The sequence below is a fragment of the Cupriavidus sp. LA-1 genome, assembly GCF_055385985.1.
Genome location: NZ_AP031388.1, coordinates 833104 through 849374, shown reverse-complemented (window position 1 = coordinate 849374; position 16271 = coordinate 833104). Strand labels below are relative to the sequence as shown.

Annotated in this window: 16 protein-coding genes and 1 pseudogene; 9 read left to right on the top strand and 8 right to left on the bottom strand. The window is 67.9% G+C overall.

The features are described 5' to 3' along the window. Positions 1-82: 82 nt before the first annotated feature. The 4 genes from ACZ5MJ_RS22995 to ACZ5MJ_RS22980 are packed head-to-tail and all read right to left on the bottom strand — an operon-like array spanning position 83 to position 5267. Positions 83-763 carry a DUF2894 domain-containing protein gene (locus tag ACZ5MJ_RS22995; RefSeq protein WP_464225955.1) on the bottom strand — a complete coding sequence of 227 codons (681 nt, stop codon included), beginning with the start codon at positions 761-763 and terminating at the stop codon, positions 83-85. Then, complete coding sequence (locus ACZ5MJ_RS22990; protein WP_464225953.1) at positions 756-1403, bottom strand: OmpA family protein; 648 nt, start codon at positions 1401-1403, stop codon at positions 756-758. Before ACZ5MJ_RS22990 ends, ACZ5MJ_RS22995 begins: the two co-directional genes overlap by 8 nt. Then, positions 1400-4528: a DUF802 domain-containing protein gene (locus ACZ5MJ_RS22985; protein WP_464225952.1), complete on the bottom strand. Its 3129-nt coding sequence runs from the start codon at positions 4526-4528 to the stop codon at positions 1400-1402. Before ACZ5MJ_RS22985 ends, ACZ5MJ_RS22990 begins: the two co-directional genes overlap by 4 nt. 10 nt (positions 4529-4538) lie before the next feature. After that, a complete protein-coding gene (locus ACZ5MJ_RS22980; protein WP_464225951.1) occupies positions 4539-5267 on the bottom strand; it encodes a DUF3348 domain-containing protein in 729 nt (242 codons plus the stop codon). 134 nt (positions 5268-5401) lie between these two features. Here ACZ5MJ_RS22980 and ACZ5MJ_RS22975 point away from each other — a divergent pair, with 134 nt between their 5' ends. The 7 genes from ACZ5MJ_RS22975 (at position 5402) to ACZ5MJ_RS22945 (ending at position 11345) form a co-directional block, all read left to right on the top strand. Then, positions 5402-5638: a type II toxin-antitoxin system Phd/YefM family antitoxin gene (locus tag ACZ5MJ_RS22975; protein ID WP_316154826.1), complete on the top strand. Its 237-nt coding sequence runs from the start codon at positions 5402-5404 to the stop codon at positions 5636-5638. Beyond that, positions 5638-6015, top strand: a complete 378-nt coding sequence (locus ACZ5MJ_RS22970; RefSeq protein WP_464225949.1) for a type II toxin-antitoxin system VapC family toxin — start codon at positions 5638-5640, stop codon at positions 6013-6015. The genes ACZ5MJ_RS22975 and ACZ5MJ_RS22970 overlap by 1 nt, the downstream gene beginning before the upstream one ends. A gap of 138 nt (positions 6016-6153) precedes the next feature. Beyond that, positions 6154-7065, top strand: a complete 912-nt coding sequence (locus ACZ5MJ_RS22965) for a LysR family transcriptional regulator (protein WP_464225948.1) — start codon at positions 6154-6156, stop codon at positions 7063-7065. Between the two features lie 181 nt (positions 7066-7246). Beyond that, entirely contained in the window at positions 7247-7915 is a 669-nt protein-coding gene (locus tag ACZ5MJ_RS22960; RefSeq protein ID WP_464225947.1) for a hypothetical protein, read from the top strand. A gap of 71 nt (positions 7916-7986) precedes the next feature. Next, positions 7987-9246 carry an MFS transporter gene (locus tag ACZ5MJ_RS22955; RefSeq protein WP_464226579.1) on the top strand — a complete coding sequence of 420 codons (1260 nt, stop codon included), beginning with the start codon at positions 7987-7989 and terminating at the stop codon, positions 9244-9246. A gap of 87 nt (positions 9247-9333) precedes the next feature. Further along, positions 9334-10011: a DUF2848 domain-containing protein gene (locus tag ACZ5MJ_RS22950; RefSeq protein ID WP_464225946.1), complete on the top strand. Its 678-nt coding sequence runs from the start codon at positions 9334-9336 to the stop codon at positions 10009-10011. Beyond that, on the top strand, positions 10011-11345 hold the full coding sequence (locus ACZ5MJ_RS22945) for an amidase (RefSeq protein ID WP_464225945.1): 1335 nt from the start codon (positions 10011-10013) through the stop codon (positions 11343-11345). Before ACZ5MJ_RS22950 ends, ACZ5MJ_RS22945 begins: the two co-directional genes overlap by 1 nt. Positions 11346-11348: 3 nt before the next feature. Here ACZ5MJ_RS22945 and ACZ5MJ_RS22940 read toward each other — a convergent pair whose 3' ends face one another. Both ACZ5MJ_RS22940 and ACZ5MJ_RS22935 read right to left on the bottom strand, forming a co-directional pair. Further along, the gene (locus ACZ5MJ_RS22940; RefSeq protein ID WP_464225944.1) at positions 11349-11714 is read right to left on the bottom strand and encodes a glyoxalase superfamily protein; all 366 of its coding nucleotides are present in this window, start codon (positions 11712-11714) and stop codon (positions 11349-11351) included. A 104-nt stretch (positions 11715-11818) separates the two neighbouring features. Beyond that, positions 11819-11959 (bottom strand): annotated as a pseudogene (locus tag ACZ5MJ_RS22935) (phospholipase domain-containing protein); the annotation flags it as partial. A 108-nt stretch (positions 11960-12067) separates the two neighbouring features. Between ACZ5MJ_RS22935 and ACZ5MJ_RS22930 the strand changes: the two are divergent. Further along, the gene (locus tag ACZ5MJ_RS22930) at positions 12068-12754 is read left to right on the top strand and encodes a GntR family transcriptional regulator (RefSeq protein WP_464225943.1); all 687 of its coding nucleotides are present in this window, start codon (positions 12068-12070) and stop codon (positions 12752-12754) included. Between the two features lie 15 nt (positions 12755-12769). On the opposite strand, the gene ACZ5MJ_RS22925 is transcribed toward ACZ5MJ_RS22930, so the two are convergent. Further along, positions 12770-13747 (bottom strand): Bug family tripartite tricarboxylate transporter substrate binding protein, encoded by a 978-nt coding sequence (locus ACZ5MJ_RS22925; protein WP_464225942.1) that lies wholly within the window; start codon positions 13745-13747, stop codon positions 12770-12772. Between the two features lie 56 nt (positions 13748-13803). Further along, positions 13804-15039: a CaiB/BaiF CoA transferase family protein gene (locus ACZ5MJ_RS22920; protein ID WP_464225941.1), complete on the bottom strand. Its 1236-nt coding sequence runs from the start codon at positions 15037-15039 to the stop codon at positions 13804-13806. 245 nt (positions 15040-15284) lie between these two features. Here ACZ5MJ_RS22920 and ACZ5MJ_RS22915 point away from each other — a divergent pair, with 245 nt between their 5' ends. Continuing rightward, positions 15285-16265, top strand: a complete 981-nt coding sequence (locus ACZ5MJ_RS22915; RefSeq protein ID WP_464225940.1) for a quinone oxidoreductase family protein — start codon at positions 15285-15287, stop codon at positions 16263-16265. The last annotated feature ends 6 nt before the right edge of the window (positions 16266-16271 follow it).

Genomic DNA, 16271 nt, shown 5'->3' with positions numbered 1-16271 from the left:
GGGGATTTGCCTGCGGCGCTCGATCACCTGGAGCGCGGTGCCTTCGGCAAGGTGGTGGTGCGTTTGCGCTGAGGCGCGGGCGCTATTTGCGTGCCTTGCCGCGTACGCTCTTTCGGGCCGCGGCGCGGGCTGCTTCCTTCTCGGCCGCTGCCGCAGCGCCCAGTTGGTCCATCCAGGACATGGCCTCGACATAGGACAGGAAATGCCGCAGGTATTCCGGCGACGTCTCGCGCATCAGCGACAGCGAACGATGCACGAGATGGTCGGTATTGAGCGGCCCGGCATTCTCCGGTACCCGCTCCAGCGACAGGCGGAAGTGCTGCTCGACACTGACCCTGGCCCAGGTCTCGCGAAAGTAGTCGGCCAGGGCATCGACCAGTGGCGCGTCGGATTGGGGGGCGTGCGCGGGCTCTGGCGTACGCGGTCGGGCGTCGTTCGAAGCAACCGCGAGGGCGGGCCTGGCGCGGGCGGTGATGTCGTGGACCAGTGCGCCAAGCGCGCTGGTTGTTGGCGTGGACGGCGCGGCAACATCGGCGGCATCGCCACCATTGCCGGCATGCCCTTGCACGATGGCCGCATAAGCGGCCACCAGGCCGTGCAGGCGCTCATCCAGCAAGCGCCGCGCCGCGCCGCTGTGCCCGGCAGAGCGGCGGGCCAGCGCCTGCAGCATGCGGAAGCGCACGGGATCGGCCTGGTCGGCGCCGCTGGCCTGCCAGGCGTCCAGTTGCGCATGGAGATCCGCTGCCACGCCGAGGCTAGCCATGCGGCTTCACCGTGCCCGTGGTCACGCGCGGCACCGGCGAGATTTCCACGCGCCGGTTCTTCGCGCGGCCCTCGGCATCGGCATTGGGCGTCACAGGCTGCTGCGAACCGAAGGCGGCCGAGAATACCGACGAGGGCGGGATGCCCGCATCGATCAGCGTGCGGGTCACGGTCAGCGCGCGCTGCGCCGACAGTTCCCAGTTGTCGGCAAAGCGCCGGTTGCCCTCGCGCACCTGCTGGTCGTCGGTGAAGCCGCTGACCATCAGGATCTCGTCGCGGCTGCGCAGGTAGGCCGACAACGGCTGGGCCAGGCTCTTGAGCAGGTCGCGGCCTTCGGGCTGCAACTGGTCGGAATTGAGCGCAAACAGCACGCTGCCGCTGATGCCGATGCGCCCGTTCACCAGCGTCACGCGGCCCGCCGCCAGCGGTCCCGCCAGCGCCTTCTCCAGCGTCTCGCGGCGCTGTGCTTCTTCCTGGCGCTGCTTGACCTCGGCTTCCAGCCTGGCCGACAGTTCCATCTGCACGCCGATGACCCCCAGCACGATCAGCACGAACGCGCCCAGCAGCACCGACATCAGGTCGCCAAAGACCGCCCACGCGGGAACGGTCGGCTCAACGCCGGCGTCGAATTCCTCTCTCATGCCGCCTCTGCGCTGGACGCTTGCTGGCCGGCGCGCTGCTGCAGGTCTTCCAGGATCTGCTTCTGCGACAGCATGCTCAGGTCGACGACTTCGCGCGCCTGCGCCACGTAGTAGGCCAGTTGCTCGTCGCTGCGCGTCATCGACTTGTCCAGCGCGGCCTCGATGCGCTGCAGGTGGTCGATCAGCTTGCCGTTGGACTCGCTGAAGAGCTGCACCGCCACGCCGAAGGCTTCGCCCAGGCTGGCCACCTCGACCGCGCTGCCGGTGACCTGCGCGGCGACGTCGGTGAGCTTGCCGGTCTCGGACTCGACCTTGTCGGTAAAGCGGGTGCCGATGCGCTCGAGCAGGCCGGCCGTGGTGGCGACCAGCGCGTCGACCGCGGTGCGCTGCTCGGTGGAGGCGTGGTTCACGGCGTCAAGCAGCGTGCCCAGCGTTTCCATCATGCGGCTGCGTTCTTCCAGCATGGCGTGGTCGCGCGCCATGCCGTCGGTGAGCTTGTCGCGCAGTGCCGCGATGACCTCCGCGGCGGCCCTCGGCGCTTCGGACGCGGCCTGCATCAGGCGGGCGACTTCGGCGATGGTGCCGGTGGCTTGTGCCTCGGCCTGGGCCGCCATGTCACGCGCGGTGACGGCCAGCGTCTCGCAGATCTCCTGCTGGCGGCTGGCCGTATGCGCGCTGGCCTGTTCCCATTCCTGGCGCAGCGAGGCGGCCATGGCGCCGAGCGTATCGGTCCAGGCAGCCATGCGTTGCGCGTCCTGCGATGCCAGTTCCGCCTGCAGCGCGGTGGCGGCCTTGGGCGCTTCGGCCGCGGCCTGCACCAGGCGGTCGATTTCGGCGAGGGTGGTGCTGGCATGCGCCTGCGTCTCGGTCGAGATATCGCGCGCGGTCTGCGCCAGCGACTCGAAGATTTCCTGCTGGCGGGTGGCGGCATGCGTGCTGGCCTGTTCCCACTGCTGGCGCAGCGTGGCCGCGATGCCACCGAGCGTTTCGGTCCAGGTGGCAAAGCGTTGTTCGTCGCGCGACGCCAGTTCGGCCTGGAGTGCAACGGCCGCCTTCGGGGCGTCCGTTGCGGCTTGCACCAGGCGGTCGATCTCCGCAAGGGTGCGGCTGGCATGGTCCTGGGTCTGGGCGGAGATGTCGCGCACGCTCTGTGCGAGCGTAGTGCTGATCTCGTCCTGGCGGCTGACCGTGTGGGCGTTCAGTTGCTCCCACTGCTGGCGCAGCGCTGCGGTCATGTTGCCCAGCGTATCGGCCCAGGCGGCAAAGCGCTGTTCGTCGCGGGAAGCCAGTTCGGCCTGCAGCGCGACGGCCGCCTTCGGGGCGTCCGTCGCGGCTTGCACCAGGCGGTCGATCTCCGCGAGGGTGCGGCTGGCGTGGTCCTGGGTCTGGGCCGAGATATCGCGCACGCTCTGCGCGAGCGTAGTGCTGATCTCGTCCTGGCGGCTCACAGTGTGCGCGTTCAGTTGCTCCCACTGCTGGCGCAGCGCTGCGGTCATGCTGCCGAGTGTATCGGCCCAGGCGGCAAAGCGCTGTTCGTCGCGAGAAGCCAGTTCCGCCTGCAGCGCGACGGCCGCTTTCGGGGCGTCAGAGGCGGCCTGCACCAGGCGGTCGATCTCCGCGAGGGTCTGGCTGGCATGCGCCTGGGTCTGGGCCGAGATATCGCGCACGCTCTGCGCCAGCGTAGTGCTGATCTCGTCCTGGCGGCTCACAGTGTGAGCGTTCAGTTGCTCCAACTCCTCGCGCAACCCAGCCGTCATGGTGCCCAGCGTATCGCTCCAGGCCGACAGGCGCTGCGCGTCGTGCGTGGCCAGCTGCGTCTGCAGCCCGGCATGCGACTCGCCCACGGTGCGCACCAGTGCTGCCGCCTGTTCGCCGAAAGCGGCGGTAGCGGCCGCCAGTGCCTGCTGGTGGTCGCCGGCCAGCTTCTCGCCGGTGCGCTCCTGCCGGGACAGCGTCTCGCGCCAGGCGTCGGCAGCGCCGGCGGCCACGGCGTCGAGGCGGGCGGCGACACCGTCCAGCAGCCCGGCCGAGCGTTGTGCGAAGGTCTGGGTGAAGCCGTCCAGGGCGGCGCGCAGGTTCTCGGCCAGCGCCTCGCTTGTGCGTTGATGCCCGGCCAGCGCCTGGTTCCAGGTATCGGCAACGCCCGCGGTGGCGGTCTCGAAACGGCTCGATACCCCATCCAGATGCTGCTGCACCGCCTGCGTGACGGTGTCGCGCAAGGCCGTGGTCTCGTGCGCCAGGCCTGCCATGGTGGCGTCCACCGCAGGCTGGATCGCGGCGCGGGCGCTGTCGGCGATGCTGTCCTTCAGCGATTGCTCCACCGATGACGCCAGGCGGGTATACACCACTTCGGTCTTGCCGTGGAAAGCGTCCTGGCTGGCCGCCAGGCGTTCGGTCAGGGCCTCGTTCTGTTGCGCCATGGTGCGCATCATCGCCTGCATCTGTTCGACCAGCGCCGGCATCACGTCAGCCTGGCGCTGCAGCAGCCGGAAGGCCTCGTCGCGCTGGTGGCCGCGGGAGTACGGGCGCAGCGTGGTGGCGATGCGGGCGTCGAGCGCCTGCGCGGCCTGGATGCGCTCGCGCCGGCACAGCGCGGACAGCAACCCCAGCATGGCCGACGTGGCCACGCCCGCGACCGAGGTGCCGAAGGCAAAGCCCAGCCCCTTGACCGGCGCCGCCAGCGAGGCGCGGATGGCCTGCAGGTCGGTGGCGCCTTCCAGCGCGATGCCGGTGCCGCGCAGGGTGGCCACCATGCCCAGGAACGTGCCCAGCATGCCCAGCAGCACCAGCAGGCCGACCAGGTAGGGCGTGAGCGCGGGGCCGGGCAGGCCGACGCGCTCGCCTTCGACGCGCAGGCGCGCGCTGTCGCGCAGGCTGGGATGCAGCCGTTCCAGCCAGGCGCCAAGGCTGGCCGGCGTTTCGGACAGGCCGGCGAGCGCCTGTGCCAGCGTGGCCGTGGCCTGGCGGTAGCGGTAGAGCTCGAACGCGCCGGCCACGTAGAAGCCGCCGATCAGCAAGGTGACGGTGAGCGCCAGGAAATTCGTGCCGGCATAGCCGGCGGCGATCCAGCACACGACTGCCAGGCCCGCCAGGAAAGCAACAATATGGGTGAGGTATCGGGTCATGATGTCCTGGTTAGCTGTCTTGCAGCGCCGCCAGCAAGCCTTCAACGGGCTGCCAGCGGATTTCGAGTTCGGCGAGCAAAACGCTCTGCATATCCTTGCGGAACACCCCCAGCCATGCGCCGGGGCGGACCGCCGCGGGCTGCCCCGCGGCCAGCGCCGCCGCTTCGGCCTGGCGCAGGCGCTGGAAATGCGGCTCCAGCATGGAAGGCACTGTGCCCAGCAGGCTTTGCTCGCGCGCGCCCAGCACGCGCTCCATCACCGCATCGACCGTGGCCAGCTTGGCCATGCCGGGTCCACGGGCGGACAGTGCGACGCGCAGGCGGGCGCGCAAGTTGCCGATCGCGGTCTCCATGGTCTGTTGCAGCGTGAGATAGCGCTGGCGATAGACCGCGTAGTCGACCTGCGCATCGACGGGATCGGGTAGCGCAGACCGCCGCGACGGCCCGCGCCGCTTGCTGGCAAGCGAGGTGTCTTCCACGATGGCATCGGCCAGCGTGCCGCGCACGCGCGCGCATGCCTGCGCCTCGGTGCCGGCGGCGGCACTTGCCGCGGGTGGCATTGCCGGCGCATTGGCCTTCAGGGCCGACGACAGCGCGATTGCGTCCGCCCAGCCAAGCCATTGACTCAACTGGCTGGAAAGCGAGCTTGCGGGAGAGGGGGCATCGGCGTCGGTCAGGCGAGCCAGCAGGCGGACCAGGGTCGGGCCGCTGAAGCCTGTGCGCCGGGGCACTTGTAACATTCCGCCGGATTTGAAAAATCCAGCAGTTTACACGGGCCGGAGGGGCGAAGTCAGGAATCGGGGAGGATTACGAGACGGAGTTGACCCAAATGGACTCAGTGGACTAATATGGGCTTAGTCCACTAGGAGCAAAAATGCAGACGGTCAATATCCATGAAGCGAAGACCCATTTTTCGCGTTTGGTCGATGCCGCAGCCAGCGGCGAGGAGATTGTGATTGCCAAGGCAGGCAAACCGGCCGCGCGACTGGTGCCGATGGAACGGGCCAAGGTGGTGCGTCGGTTTGGTGGCCTGAAAGGCAAGGTGCGCATCGCCGAAGACTTCGATGCGCCGCTGCCCGATGACGTGATTGCCGCATTCGAGGGCCGGTGATGCGCCTGCTTCTCGATACCCACGTTTACCTATGGTCGGTCACGGACGACCGCAAGCTGACCAAAGCTGCCCGCAAGCTGATACTTGACGCCGATGATGTTTTCGTTAGCAGCGCGAGCATATGGGAAGCCTCGATCAAGGCCGGGCTTGGCAAGCTCGACGTGGATGTGAACCTGCTTGTCTCCGAGATTGAGGCGAGCGGCTTTTCGGAATTGCCGGTACGGGCGGTTCACGCGGCGATGGTGCGCGACCTGCCGGATATTCACCGTGATCCGTTCGACCGGCTCCTGGTCGCACAGGCTCTTTCGGAGCCCCTGCGTCTGGTGACTTCGGACGGCCATTTGTCGAAGTACACCAATCTGGTCATCACCGTGTAAGAGCCTCGATTCCAACTGCCTGCCAGAAGTCCATATACGGGTATGCAAGTACAATCCTCGGCAAACTGACACACAAATACTACGAGGGGACGACATCATGAATGGTGTGGTTTCAGGCCGCCTTGCGCCGGGGTGTCCTTGAATACTCGCTTTATCGAGGCCTTCATGTGGGTGGCGCGGCTTGGCAGTTTCCGCGCTGCGGCCGACCATCTGCACATCACGCAGGCCGCCATGTCAAACCGCATCGCCTCGCTCGAGCAGGAGATCGGCGCCCGCGTCTTTGAGCGCGAGGCCCGCGATCTGCGCCTGACGCCGGTTGGCCTGCGCTTGCTCGGCTACGGCGAGCGGATGCTCGAACTGCAACGCGAGATCATGGTGCTGGGCCGCTCGGACCAGCAACTGCTCGGGCTGGTGCGCATCGGCGCGATCGAGACCGTGGTGCATACCTGGCTGGTCGACTTCCTGCGCCACCTGAGTTCGACCTATCCCGGCATCGAGGTGCAGATCACCTCCGAGACGACCGAAGGGCTGCACAAAAGCCTGCGTGGCGGCGCCATCGATATCGCGCTGCAGACCGACACCGCCGTCGGCGAAGGCATCGCCAGCATGCCCTGCCTGCCGATGGCGATGGGCTGGGTTGGCCCGCCGGGCGAACCGCAGCCGGGCGAGGGCATGCTGGCGGGGCTGCTCCAGCATCCGACCATCACCATGAGCCGGGGCTCGCAGCCCCACGTTGCGCTCAAGGAGCTGTATCGCAAGGCCGGATTGCCGGTCGGCAAGGTGCATTGCGTGAGCTCGATCGCCGCCATTGTCAGGCTGGTCAAGGGCGGGTTCGGCAATGCCCTGATGCCGCTGGCACCGGTGCGCGAGCAGGTCGAGCGCGGCGAATTGCGCCTGCTTGCCTGCGATGTCCCGCTGCCACCGCAGCGTGTCGTGGTCAGCTATCACGACCACGGTGTTTCCGAGGCCATCCGCTTTGTTGCCGAACTGGCCTGCCGCGAATCGGATCAGTTCGTCCGGTCGCTGCCTGCACCATATTCGGGTGCCTAGGGCCTGTGCATAGGCCCTGGAGAGGCCATTGCGCCACCCTGGTGCGGTTTCCCGGCCGTATCCACAAGAAAAACTGATCGGAAGGACCAACAATTTCCCGTTTGTCCTGACTCGCTGCTGCAACGATCATCGACTCATCTGCCACGCCCGGCGATCACCCCGTCAGAGGAGATAGAGTTTGATGAGCAATCTTGCGGCCATTCCCCCACATGGCTTGTTGTTCGTCGCGTCCGATGTGGATGCGGCCGATGAAGCCGATTTCAACCTCTGGTACGACCGCGAACACGTAGAGGAGCGCGCGCGCGTTCCCGGCTTTATCTCGGCCGCGCGCTACCAGGCAGTGCACGGTGGCCCGAAGTACCTTGGCCTCTATCGCACCGAATCGCTGGCTGCGTTCACTTCGGCCGCCTACAAGCAGGCCTTCCGGCACCAGACCCCATGGTCAGTCACCAACCTCGGGCGCATGCGCAAGCCGATGCGCCGCGTGTGCTCGGTCGATGCTTCGGTGGGACAAGGCAGCGGCAGCTGGCTCGCGGTCCTGCCACTGCCGCGCGCCGACGATGCCGAGTCCCTCATTGACCGGGCCGCCGAGGTCGGAGATGAACTTTCGCTGCGCGCCGGGTTCGTCCGCTCCTATCTACTCGTCCCCGACGACGAGCTCAGCCAACCTTTGCCGAACGAGAGCCTGGCAGGCCGCGAACTGCTCCCCTTGTTCGTCGTGGAGAGCAGTGACGAACAGGCAAGCGAGCTTGCGCTGGGCCTCGCGGCACAGGGCCTGCACGCCGATCCCGCAGGTGCGACGCGCTACATCCTCAAGTGGAAGCTCTACGCAAAGGAACTGACGTCATGAGCGAAATGATTTCTCCGGTAGCCGACGCCGGCGCTGCAGCCGGCGCGCGCGATGCCAGCGCCAACGCGAAGATGCGCCGCCTGGCCGCGGCCAGCTCGATCGGGACCACGCTGGAGTGGTATGACTTTACCGTCTACAACCTGATGGCGGCGCTGGTCTTCAACGTCATCTTCTTTCCGTCGTTCGATCCGCTCACGGGCACGATCCTGGCGTTCTCCACGTATGCCGTCGGCTATCTGTCCCGGCCGCTCGGCGGCATGGTGTTCGGCCATCTTGGCGACAAGCTCGGCCGACGCTTTGTCCTGGTGACGACGCTGGTCCTGATGGGCGTAGCCACCGGTGTGATGGGGATGCTGCCGACCTATGCGTCGTTGGGCATCTGGAGCCCGCTGCTGCTGGTGGCGTTGCGCTTTGTGCAGGGCGCCGCCATCGGCGGCGAGTGGGCCGGCGCGGTGCTGCTGGCGATGGAGCACGGCAGGCAGGATCAGCGCGGGCGCAATGCGTCCTTTACGCAGGTGGGTCCGTCGGCCGGCACGCTGCTGGGCACTGGCTTCATTGCCCTGGTCTCGCTGTTCCTGAGCCCGGAGGACTTCCTGGCGTGGGGCTGGCGCATCCCGTTCGTTTCGAGCGTGGCGCTGGTGATCTTCGGCTTGTGGCTGCGGCGTGGCGTGGACGAAACGCCGGCGTTCAAGGAAATGGCTGCCCACAATACGCAAGCCAGGACCCCGGTCAAGGAAGTGTTTGTTTCGCACTGGCGGCGTTTGCTGGTGGCCGGCGGCGTGCGGATCGGCTCGGACGTGCTCTATGCCCTGGTCGTGGTATTTACGCTGACCTATGTGACCAGCGTGTTGCACCTGTCGCGACCGCTGGCACTGACCGCGACGATGCTGGGTGCGGCCGGCAATGCGCTGACGGTACCGCTGTTCGGTGCGCTGTCTGACAAGCTCGGCCGCCGGCCGGTCTACGTGACCGGCGCGCTGCTGGGAATCGTCTGGGCGTTCGTGTTCTTCGTGCTGATGGACAGCAGCCAGCCGTGGCAGATCTGTGTGGCCGTTGTGCTCGGGCTGCAGATCCACGCCGTCATGTATGGCCCGCAGGCCGCGTTCGTGACCGAGCAGTTCCCGACGCGGGTGCGCTATGCAGGGTCGTCACTGGCCTATACCCTGGCGGGCATCCTCGGCGGTGGCTTCGCTCCGCTCATCATCACGGGCCTGTACAAGGCCTACGGCACGACCGGCGCTGTGTCGCTCTATGTCTGCGCGGCATTGGTCGTGACGCTGATGGCGCTGCTGGTTGCCCGTGAGACGGCTCACAAGCCGCTTGAGCACTAGATCAGGCGTGGCCCGTCGGTGTCGGACGGGCCGAGCCTGCCGGCTGCATTCCGCTTGCAGCCCATTCTTCTCAACTACTAGTACCCCATGCCTACTCTGCAATTCCAGCTCGCCGGCGAGGGACCGCTGGCCCTGCATATCGACCGGCTCGTCATTGCCGGCTGGACCGGACGCGACGCCGAAGCCGTCAACCACCACATCCGGGAACTCGAACAGATCGGCGTGAAGCCGCCATCGACCGTTCCGTGCTTCTATCCGCTTGCCGCCTCGCTGCTGACCACCGCGCCGTTGCTGGAAGTGCCGCGGGAAGATTCATCGGGTGAGATCGAGTTCGTGCTGATGGCGGGCCCGGACGCGCTCTATGTCGGCGTGGGCTCGGACCATACGGATCGCAAGGTCGAGGCCTATGATGTTACCGTCTCCAAGCAGATGTGCGCCAAGCCGGTCGGTGGCGAGGTCTGGCGCTTTGACGATGTCGCGGCGCACTGGGACCGGCTCGAGATGCGCTGCTGGCGCACCCGGCATGGCGTGCGCGAGCTTTACCAGGAAGGACTGGTGACACGCCTGCTCGATCCGCGCGATCTGATCTGCCGTCTGCACGGCGAAGGCGCGTTGCCGCCCGGTACCGCGATGTTTTGCGGCACCCAGGCCGTGATCGGGGAACTGGGCGGAGGCGAGGCTTTTGAAGTCGAGCTGCACGATCCGGTATTGCGGCGTTCGATACGCCATGCGTACCGCGTGGCAAGCCTGGAGGTGGCCCCCTGATGCGCTCCGATCTTCCCACCATCGCCGAACTGGCCGCCAGCCTGAATGCCGGCCGTACTACGAGCGTCGCGCTGACCGAACAGGCGCTGGAGCGTATCGACAGTCATCGCACGGCGGGCGGCGCGGCCTTTATTGAGGTCGATGACAAGGGCGCCCTGGCGGCGGCCGCAGCGGCAGACCACGCGCGTGCTGCCGGCCATGTAGCGTCGCCACTGGCCGGCCTGCCGGTTTCGGTCAAGGACTTGTTCGATGTGCGCGGCCAGGTGACGCGGGCCGGCTCAAAGGCGCTGGACGGTGCCGCCGCGGCGGCGGACGCGCCGGCCGTGGCGCGCCTGCGCGCCGCGGGCGCGGTGCTGATCGGGCGCACGAACATGAGTGAGTTCGCCTTCTCCGGGCTCGGGCTGAATCCGCACTACGGTACGCCCCGTGCGCCGTTCGACGAAGCCTGCATCGCCGGCGGCTCGACCTCGGGCGGTGCCGTCAGCGTGGCGCTCGGCATGGCCGTAGCCGCGCTCGGTACCGACACGGGCGGTTCGATCCGCATCCCGAGCGCATTCTGCGGACTGACCGGCTTCAAGCCCAGCGCGCGGCGCGTGCCGCTGAAGGGCGCCGTGCCGTTGTCGACCTCGCTCGACTCGGCCGGTCCGCTGGCGCGTTCCGTGGCCTGCTGCGCGGCCTTCGATGCGGTCCTCAGTGGTGAGGCGCTTGACAGCCGTCCCACTGCGCTTGCCGGCCTGCGCCTGTACGTGACGCGCGACTTCGTCACGGAAGGTCTGGACAGCGAAGTCGCGCGCGCCTTCGACGCAGCGCTGGCCAGCCTGTCCGGGCTCGGTGCGCGCATCATCCCATTCGATTTCCCGGAGCTAAACCGCCTGCCGCAGATCAATGCCGGCGGCGGCCTGACCGCGGCCGAAGCGTGGCACTGGCATCGCGCGCTGCTGGAAGCGCGCGGCGCGGCCTACGATCCGCGCGTGGCGACACGGATACGCCGTGGCCTGCAACAGAGCGCCGCCGACTATCTGACCCTGCTCAAGGACCGCGAAGTCATGCGCCAGAGAGCGGCAGCGCTTCTGCGCGACGCCGATGCCTGGCTGATGCCATCGGTGGCCGTCCGGCCGCCGCGGCTCGACGCGCTCGACAGCGATGAAGCCTTCTTTTCGACCAACGGCCTTGTGCTGCGCAATCCCAGTGTGATTAATTTTCTCGATGGCTGCGCGGTATCCTTTCCGCTTTCCGCCGCCGCGCCGGGCATCGCGCTCAGCGTCTGTGGATTGAACGGTGCCGACGAGCGAATCCTGCAAGTTGCCGGTGGGATTGAAAAAGGCCTTCGCTGAACGCTACCCCTCCGACACCTCGCAAAACCGCAGCCGGTTTCCGAACGGATCGGCCACCTGCAGCATCCGTCCCCAGCCCACATCCTCCACGCCGGGCCTGGCGTACGGATAGTCCTTGGCGGACAGCTCCCGCTGCAGCGCATCGACATCCTCCACCGTGACGAACACCGTCGATCCCGGCGTGGCGTCGCCGTGGTGCTCGCTCAGGTGCAGCGTCAGGCCGCTGCGCCTGACCTGCGCGTACAGCGGAAACCCCTCTTCATACCGGTGCTCCCAGTCGAGCGAGAAGCCGAGGAAGTCGAGGTAGAACTCCTTGGCCTTGTCGACCGAGAAGATCCGGAGGATGGGAATGCCGGCGGACAGGGTCATGTTCTTCCGTTCGATAGTTGCGCGGGAAGGCCAGATGATAACGCCGGCCCGCAGTGATCCGCGCAATCTCCCCGGGGCGCAACGCGACCCCGGGGCACCCTGCATCAAACCACCCCCATCTCCGGATCGCTGACCGTATCCTCGCCGGTTTCCATCCGTCCTGCAAAGCGCCGCGCGAACGACGGGCTGGCCTCGCAGGTCACGACGAAGTCGTACCAGTTGCCGCTGTCGGCCACCGGCCAGTCTGTCAGGCTGGCGTAGCGTGGCCCACATCGTGTGCACACAGCGGCCATCAATGAATACGCAGGGCAGGGTAGAATCACGCCATCCCCGATCTCCGCGTGCCGCAGTCCATGTCCGAAGAAAAGAAGAGCCTGTCCGAAACCATCCGCGCCGCGATCGAGCAGGAGATTCTTTCCGGAAAGCTTCCCAGCGGGGCCCAGCTGGAAGAGCAGCAGCTGCTGGCGCGCTTTGGCGTGTCGCGCACGCCGGTGCGCGAGGCGCTGATCCAGCTGGAGTCGGCCGGCCTGGTGGACCTGGTGCCGCGCCAGGGCGCGATCGTGTCGTCCATCACGCTGCGCGAGTACGTGGCGATGAACGAGATCCTGGTACAGCTCGAGGCGCTGGCGGCGCGGCTGGCCGCACGCCGTATTTCGGCGGCGCAGCGCACGGCGATGCAGACGGCGTTCGACGACTGCCGCGCGGCCGCGGAGCGTGCCGATTCCGATGGCTACCGCGAGGCCAACGACACCTTCCATGAAGTCATCTACGCCGCCTGCTGCAATGACATCCTGTCGCGGCAGATCCGCACCATGCGCGCGCGCATGCGCGGCATGCGCGACCTGCGCTTCGAGAAGCCGGCCCGCATCCTGGCCTCGCTGGCCGAGCATGAGGCGGTGATGGGCGCGATCGTGCGCGGCAACGAGGATGACGCCGCGGCGGCGATGGTCCGGCATATCGCCACCGGCGGCGATGTCTACGCGGACATGATTGCGTCCATGCCCGGCGACGAAGCCGGCGGCAAGCGCGGCCGGCGCTAGTCCATGGCCGCCTTGTCAGTCCAGCTTGACGCCGGCCTGCTCGATCCGCGTCACGGCCGCCTTGCCGTCCGCCGCGGCCCACTTGCCGAACTCCGCGGGCGACGCCGAGGTGGAGACCTCGCTGCCGTTGGCGGCCAGCTTCGCGCGCAGCTGCGGATCGGCCATCACCCTGGCGGTAGCGGCAAAGAGCTTGTCGCGGATGGCATCGGGCAGTCCGGCCGGCCCGTATAGCCCGAACCAGAAGGTGAAGTCAAAGCCCGGCAGCCCCATCTCGGCCAGCGCCGGCAGGCCCGGCGCCACCGCCGAGGGCCTGGGCGTGGTCACGCCGATCATCTTCACCACGCCCTGCGTGCCCATCGGCAGCACCGACGCCGCGGTGCCGAACGACAACTCCACCTCGCCCGCGGCCACGGCCTGCAGCGCGGGCGCGCCGCCCTTGTAGGGCACGTGCGTCATCCGGACCCCGGTGGCCTTCTCGAACTGCAGCCCGGCGAGATGTGGCGAGCCGCCGATGCCGGACGACGAGTAGTTGAACTTGCCCGCCTGCGCGCGCGCCCTGGCCACCAGCGTTTTGATATCGCTGACGTTCAGGTTCTTGTTGACGGCCAGGATCAGCGGCGACACGGTCAGCCGCGTGACCGGGGTGAAGTCGCTCGCCTTGTAGCGGGCCTTGTAGAGCTGCTGGTCGATGCCGTACAGCGTGGACGTGGCCAGGCCCAGCGTGTAGCCGTCTGGGGCCGCCTGCGCCAGGGTCGCGGAGGCCAGCGTGCTGCCGGCGCCGGGCTTGTTGTCCACCAGCACGGTCTGGCCAAGCTCCTTCGACAGGGCCTCGCCGAACACGCGCGCGACATAGTCGGCAGCGCCGGCCGGGGTGTAGCCCACCAGCAGCCGGATCGGCCGGGTCGGGTAGTCCTGCGCACCGGCCATGCCGGGCAAGGCAGCCAGAGTGGCAAGGGCGGCGCCGACCGCGGCGCGCCCGAGGGTGTGTTTCATCGCTGTCTCCTTTTGTGTTCTCGTTGTCGCTATCGCGTGTCCTGGCCGCTGGGCGCTCAGGACGCCACGTTGGCGTCGCGCAGGGCCGCGACGCCGGCCTCGTCATAGCCAAGCCCGCGCAGGATCTCGTCGGTGTGCTCGCCGGGATCGGGCGCGGCGCGGGTAAAGCGCTCGGGGTGCGGCGCGGCCGACAGGTTGATCGGCGAACGCAGCAGTTCCAGTTGCCCCAGCACCGGGTGCCCGGCGGGACGGGTCATGCGCAGGTGGCGCACCTGCGCGTCCTCGAAGGCCTGGCCGATATCGAGCACCGGCCCGCACGGCACGCCGGCGGCATTCAGGCGCGAAGTCAGTTCGGCCGCGCTGAAAGCGGCGGTGCACTGGTTGATGGCCTGGTCCAGCCGGTGGCGGTCGGCGGCGCGGCCCGCGGCGCTCTGGAACGCGGGATCGTCCAGCAGCCAGCCGGCCTCGACGGTGCGGCAGAAGTTGGCCCACATGCGGTCGGTGCTGGCGGCGATATTGACCACGCCGTCGCGGCAGCGGTAGGTGCCCATCGGCACCAGCGTCGGGTGCGCATTGCCCTGCTGGGTCGGCACTTCGCCGTCGACGGTGTAGCGCGTGGCCTGGAAGTCCAGCTTGTTGAGCATGCCCTCGATCAGCGAGGTATGGACCCATTGCCCGCGCCCGGTGCGCGCACGGTGCAGCAGCGCCAGCAGGATGCCCTGGCCCAGGAACATGCCGGCGGTGGTGTCGGAGATAGCGATGCCCACGCGCAGCGGGCCTTTGCCGGGCTCGCCGGTGACCGAGCTCAGCCCCGACATGCCCTGCACGATCTGGTCCAGTCCCGGACGCTCGCAATAGGGCCCGTCCTGGCCGAAGCCAGAGATGCTGGCCAGGATCACGCGCGGGTTGATGGCGCTCAGGCGCTCATAGGTCAGGCCCAGCCGCTGCTTGACCACCGAGCGGAAGTTCTCCACCACCACGTCCGACTGGCGCACCAGGCGCGCCAGCACCTCGGCGCCCTGCGGCGTCTTCAGGTCCAGGCACAGGCTGCGCTTGTTCCGATGCAGGTTCTGTTCGTCCGAGCCGCGCCGCCGCCCGGTGACCGACCCGCGGTCCTGCGGCGGTGGCGGCTCCACCCGGATCACGTCGGCGCCCCAGTCCGACAGCAGGCGCACCGCCGCCGGGCCGGCGCGGGCGATGGACAGGTCCAGCACGGTGATGCCGGACAGCGGCAGGTCCGCGGGCGGGGCGCAGGACCCGGCGGCTTCGGGGCCGGGAAGCAAAGACGTCATGGCAGTTCCTTGGCAACAGATCGGCCTTGAGTATACAAATAACAACAATAAAAATACGTATACGGAGTTTCCATGATGCGGAGTACCGTGGAATGGCGTAGGCTGCGAGGGCCTTCATACAGGATTGCGTAATCTGCAGCGCGAGAAAATGCCATATCAGGCATGTGAAATAGGGCGGTCGGCGCCTCGTTATCGGCTTCCAACTGTGTCTGCGCCTGGCTGACGTCTAAGATTTGAGGATTTGTATGCTGACGGATGCTATCTGTATTAACAGGGTGGGAGGACCGGATGTGCTTGAGTCCTGCCAGGTTTCGGTGCCGCCACCCGGACCCGGCGAAGTGCAACTGCGCCAGTCGGCCATCGGCCTGAATTTCTCGGACATCTACCAGCGCAAGGGCGCACACGGCCCCCATGCGGCGGCGCCGTTCCCGGTCACGCTGGGCTCGGTCGGCGCCGGCACGGTGACCGCGGTTGGCCCCGGAGCAGAAGGGTTCGCGGTTGGCCAGCGTGTTGCCTGCATGCATCCGGGCGCCTATCAGGTGACGCGCAACGTGCCGGCAGGGCGGGTGGTGCCGCTGCCGGAGGCGATGCCCGAAGCGGTGGCCGGCGCCACGCTGCTGCGCGGGCTGACGGCCGAGTACCTGCTGCGCCGGCTCTACGCGGTGCAGCCGGGCGATGCCGTGCTGGTGCACGCCGCGGCCGGGGGCATGGGCGTGCTGCTGTCGCAATGGGCGCGCGCGCTGGGCGCGACCGTGATCGGCACCGTGGGCAGCGAGGCCAAGCGCGCGGTGGCGCTGGCACATGGATGCCACCATGTCATCAACTACCGCGAGGCCGACTTCGTTGCCGAAGTGCAGGCGCTGACCGGCGGCGAGGGCGTGGCCGTGGTCTATGACGCCGTCGGCAAGGACGTGTTCGTGCCGTCGCTGCAATGCCTGCGGCCATGCGGCATGGCGATCAACTACGGTACCGCGTCGGGCGATGTGAAAGCCTTCGACCTGCAGCTGCTGCACGCGCGCTCGCTGATCGTGTCGCGGCCCACGCTGCGCACCTATATCGCCAGCCCGCAGGCACTGGCGGATGCCGCGGCCGCGTTGTTCGCGGCGGTGGCGGCCGGGCAGCTGCGGCTGGAGGTCAAGCACCGCTACCCGCTGGCCGCCGTGCGCGACGCCCACCGCGACCTGGAGGGGCGGGCCACCACGGGCTCGGCCGTGCTGATTCCATGAACCCGG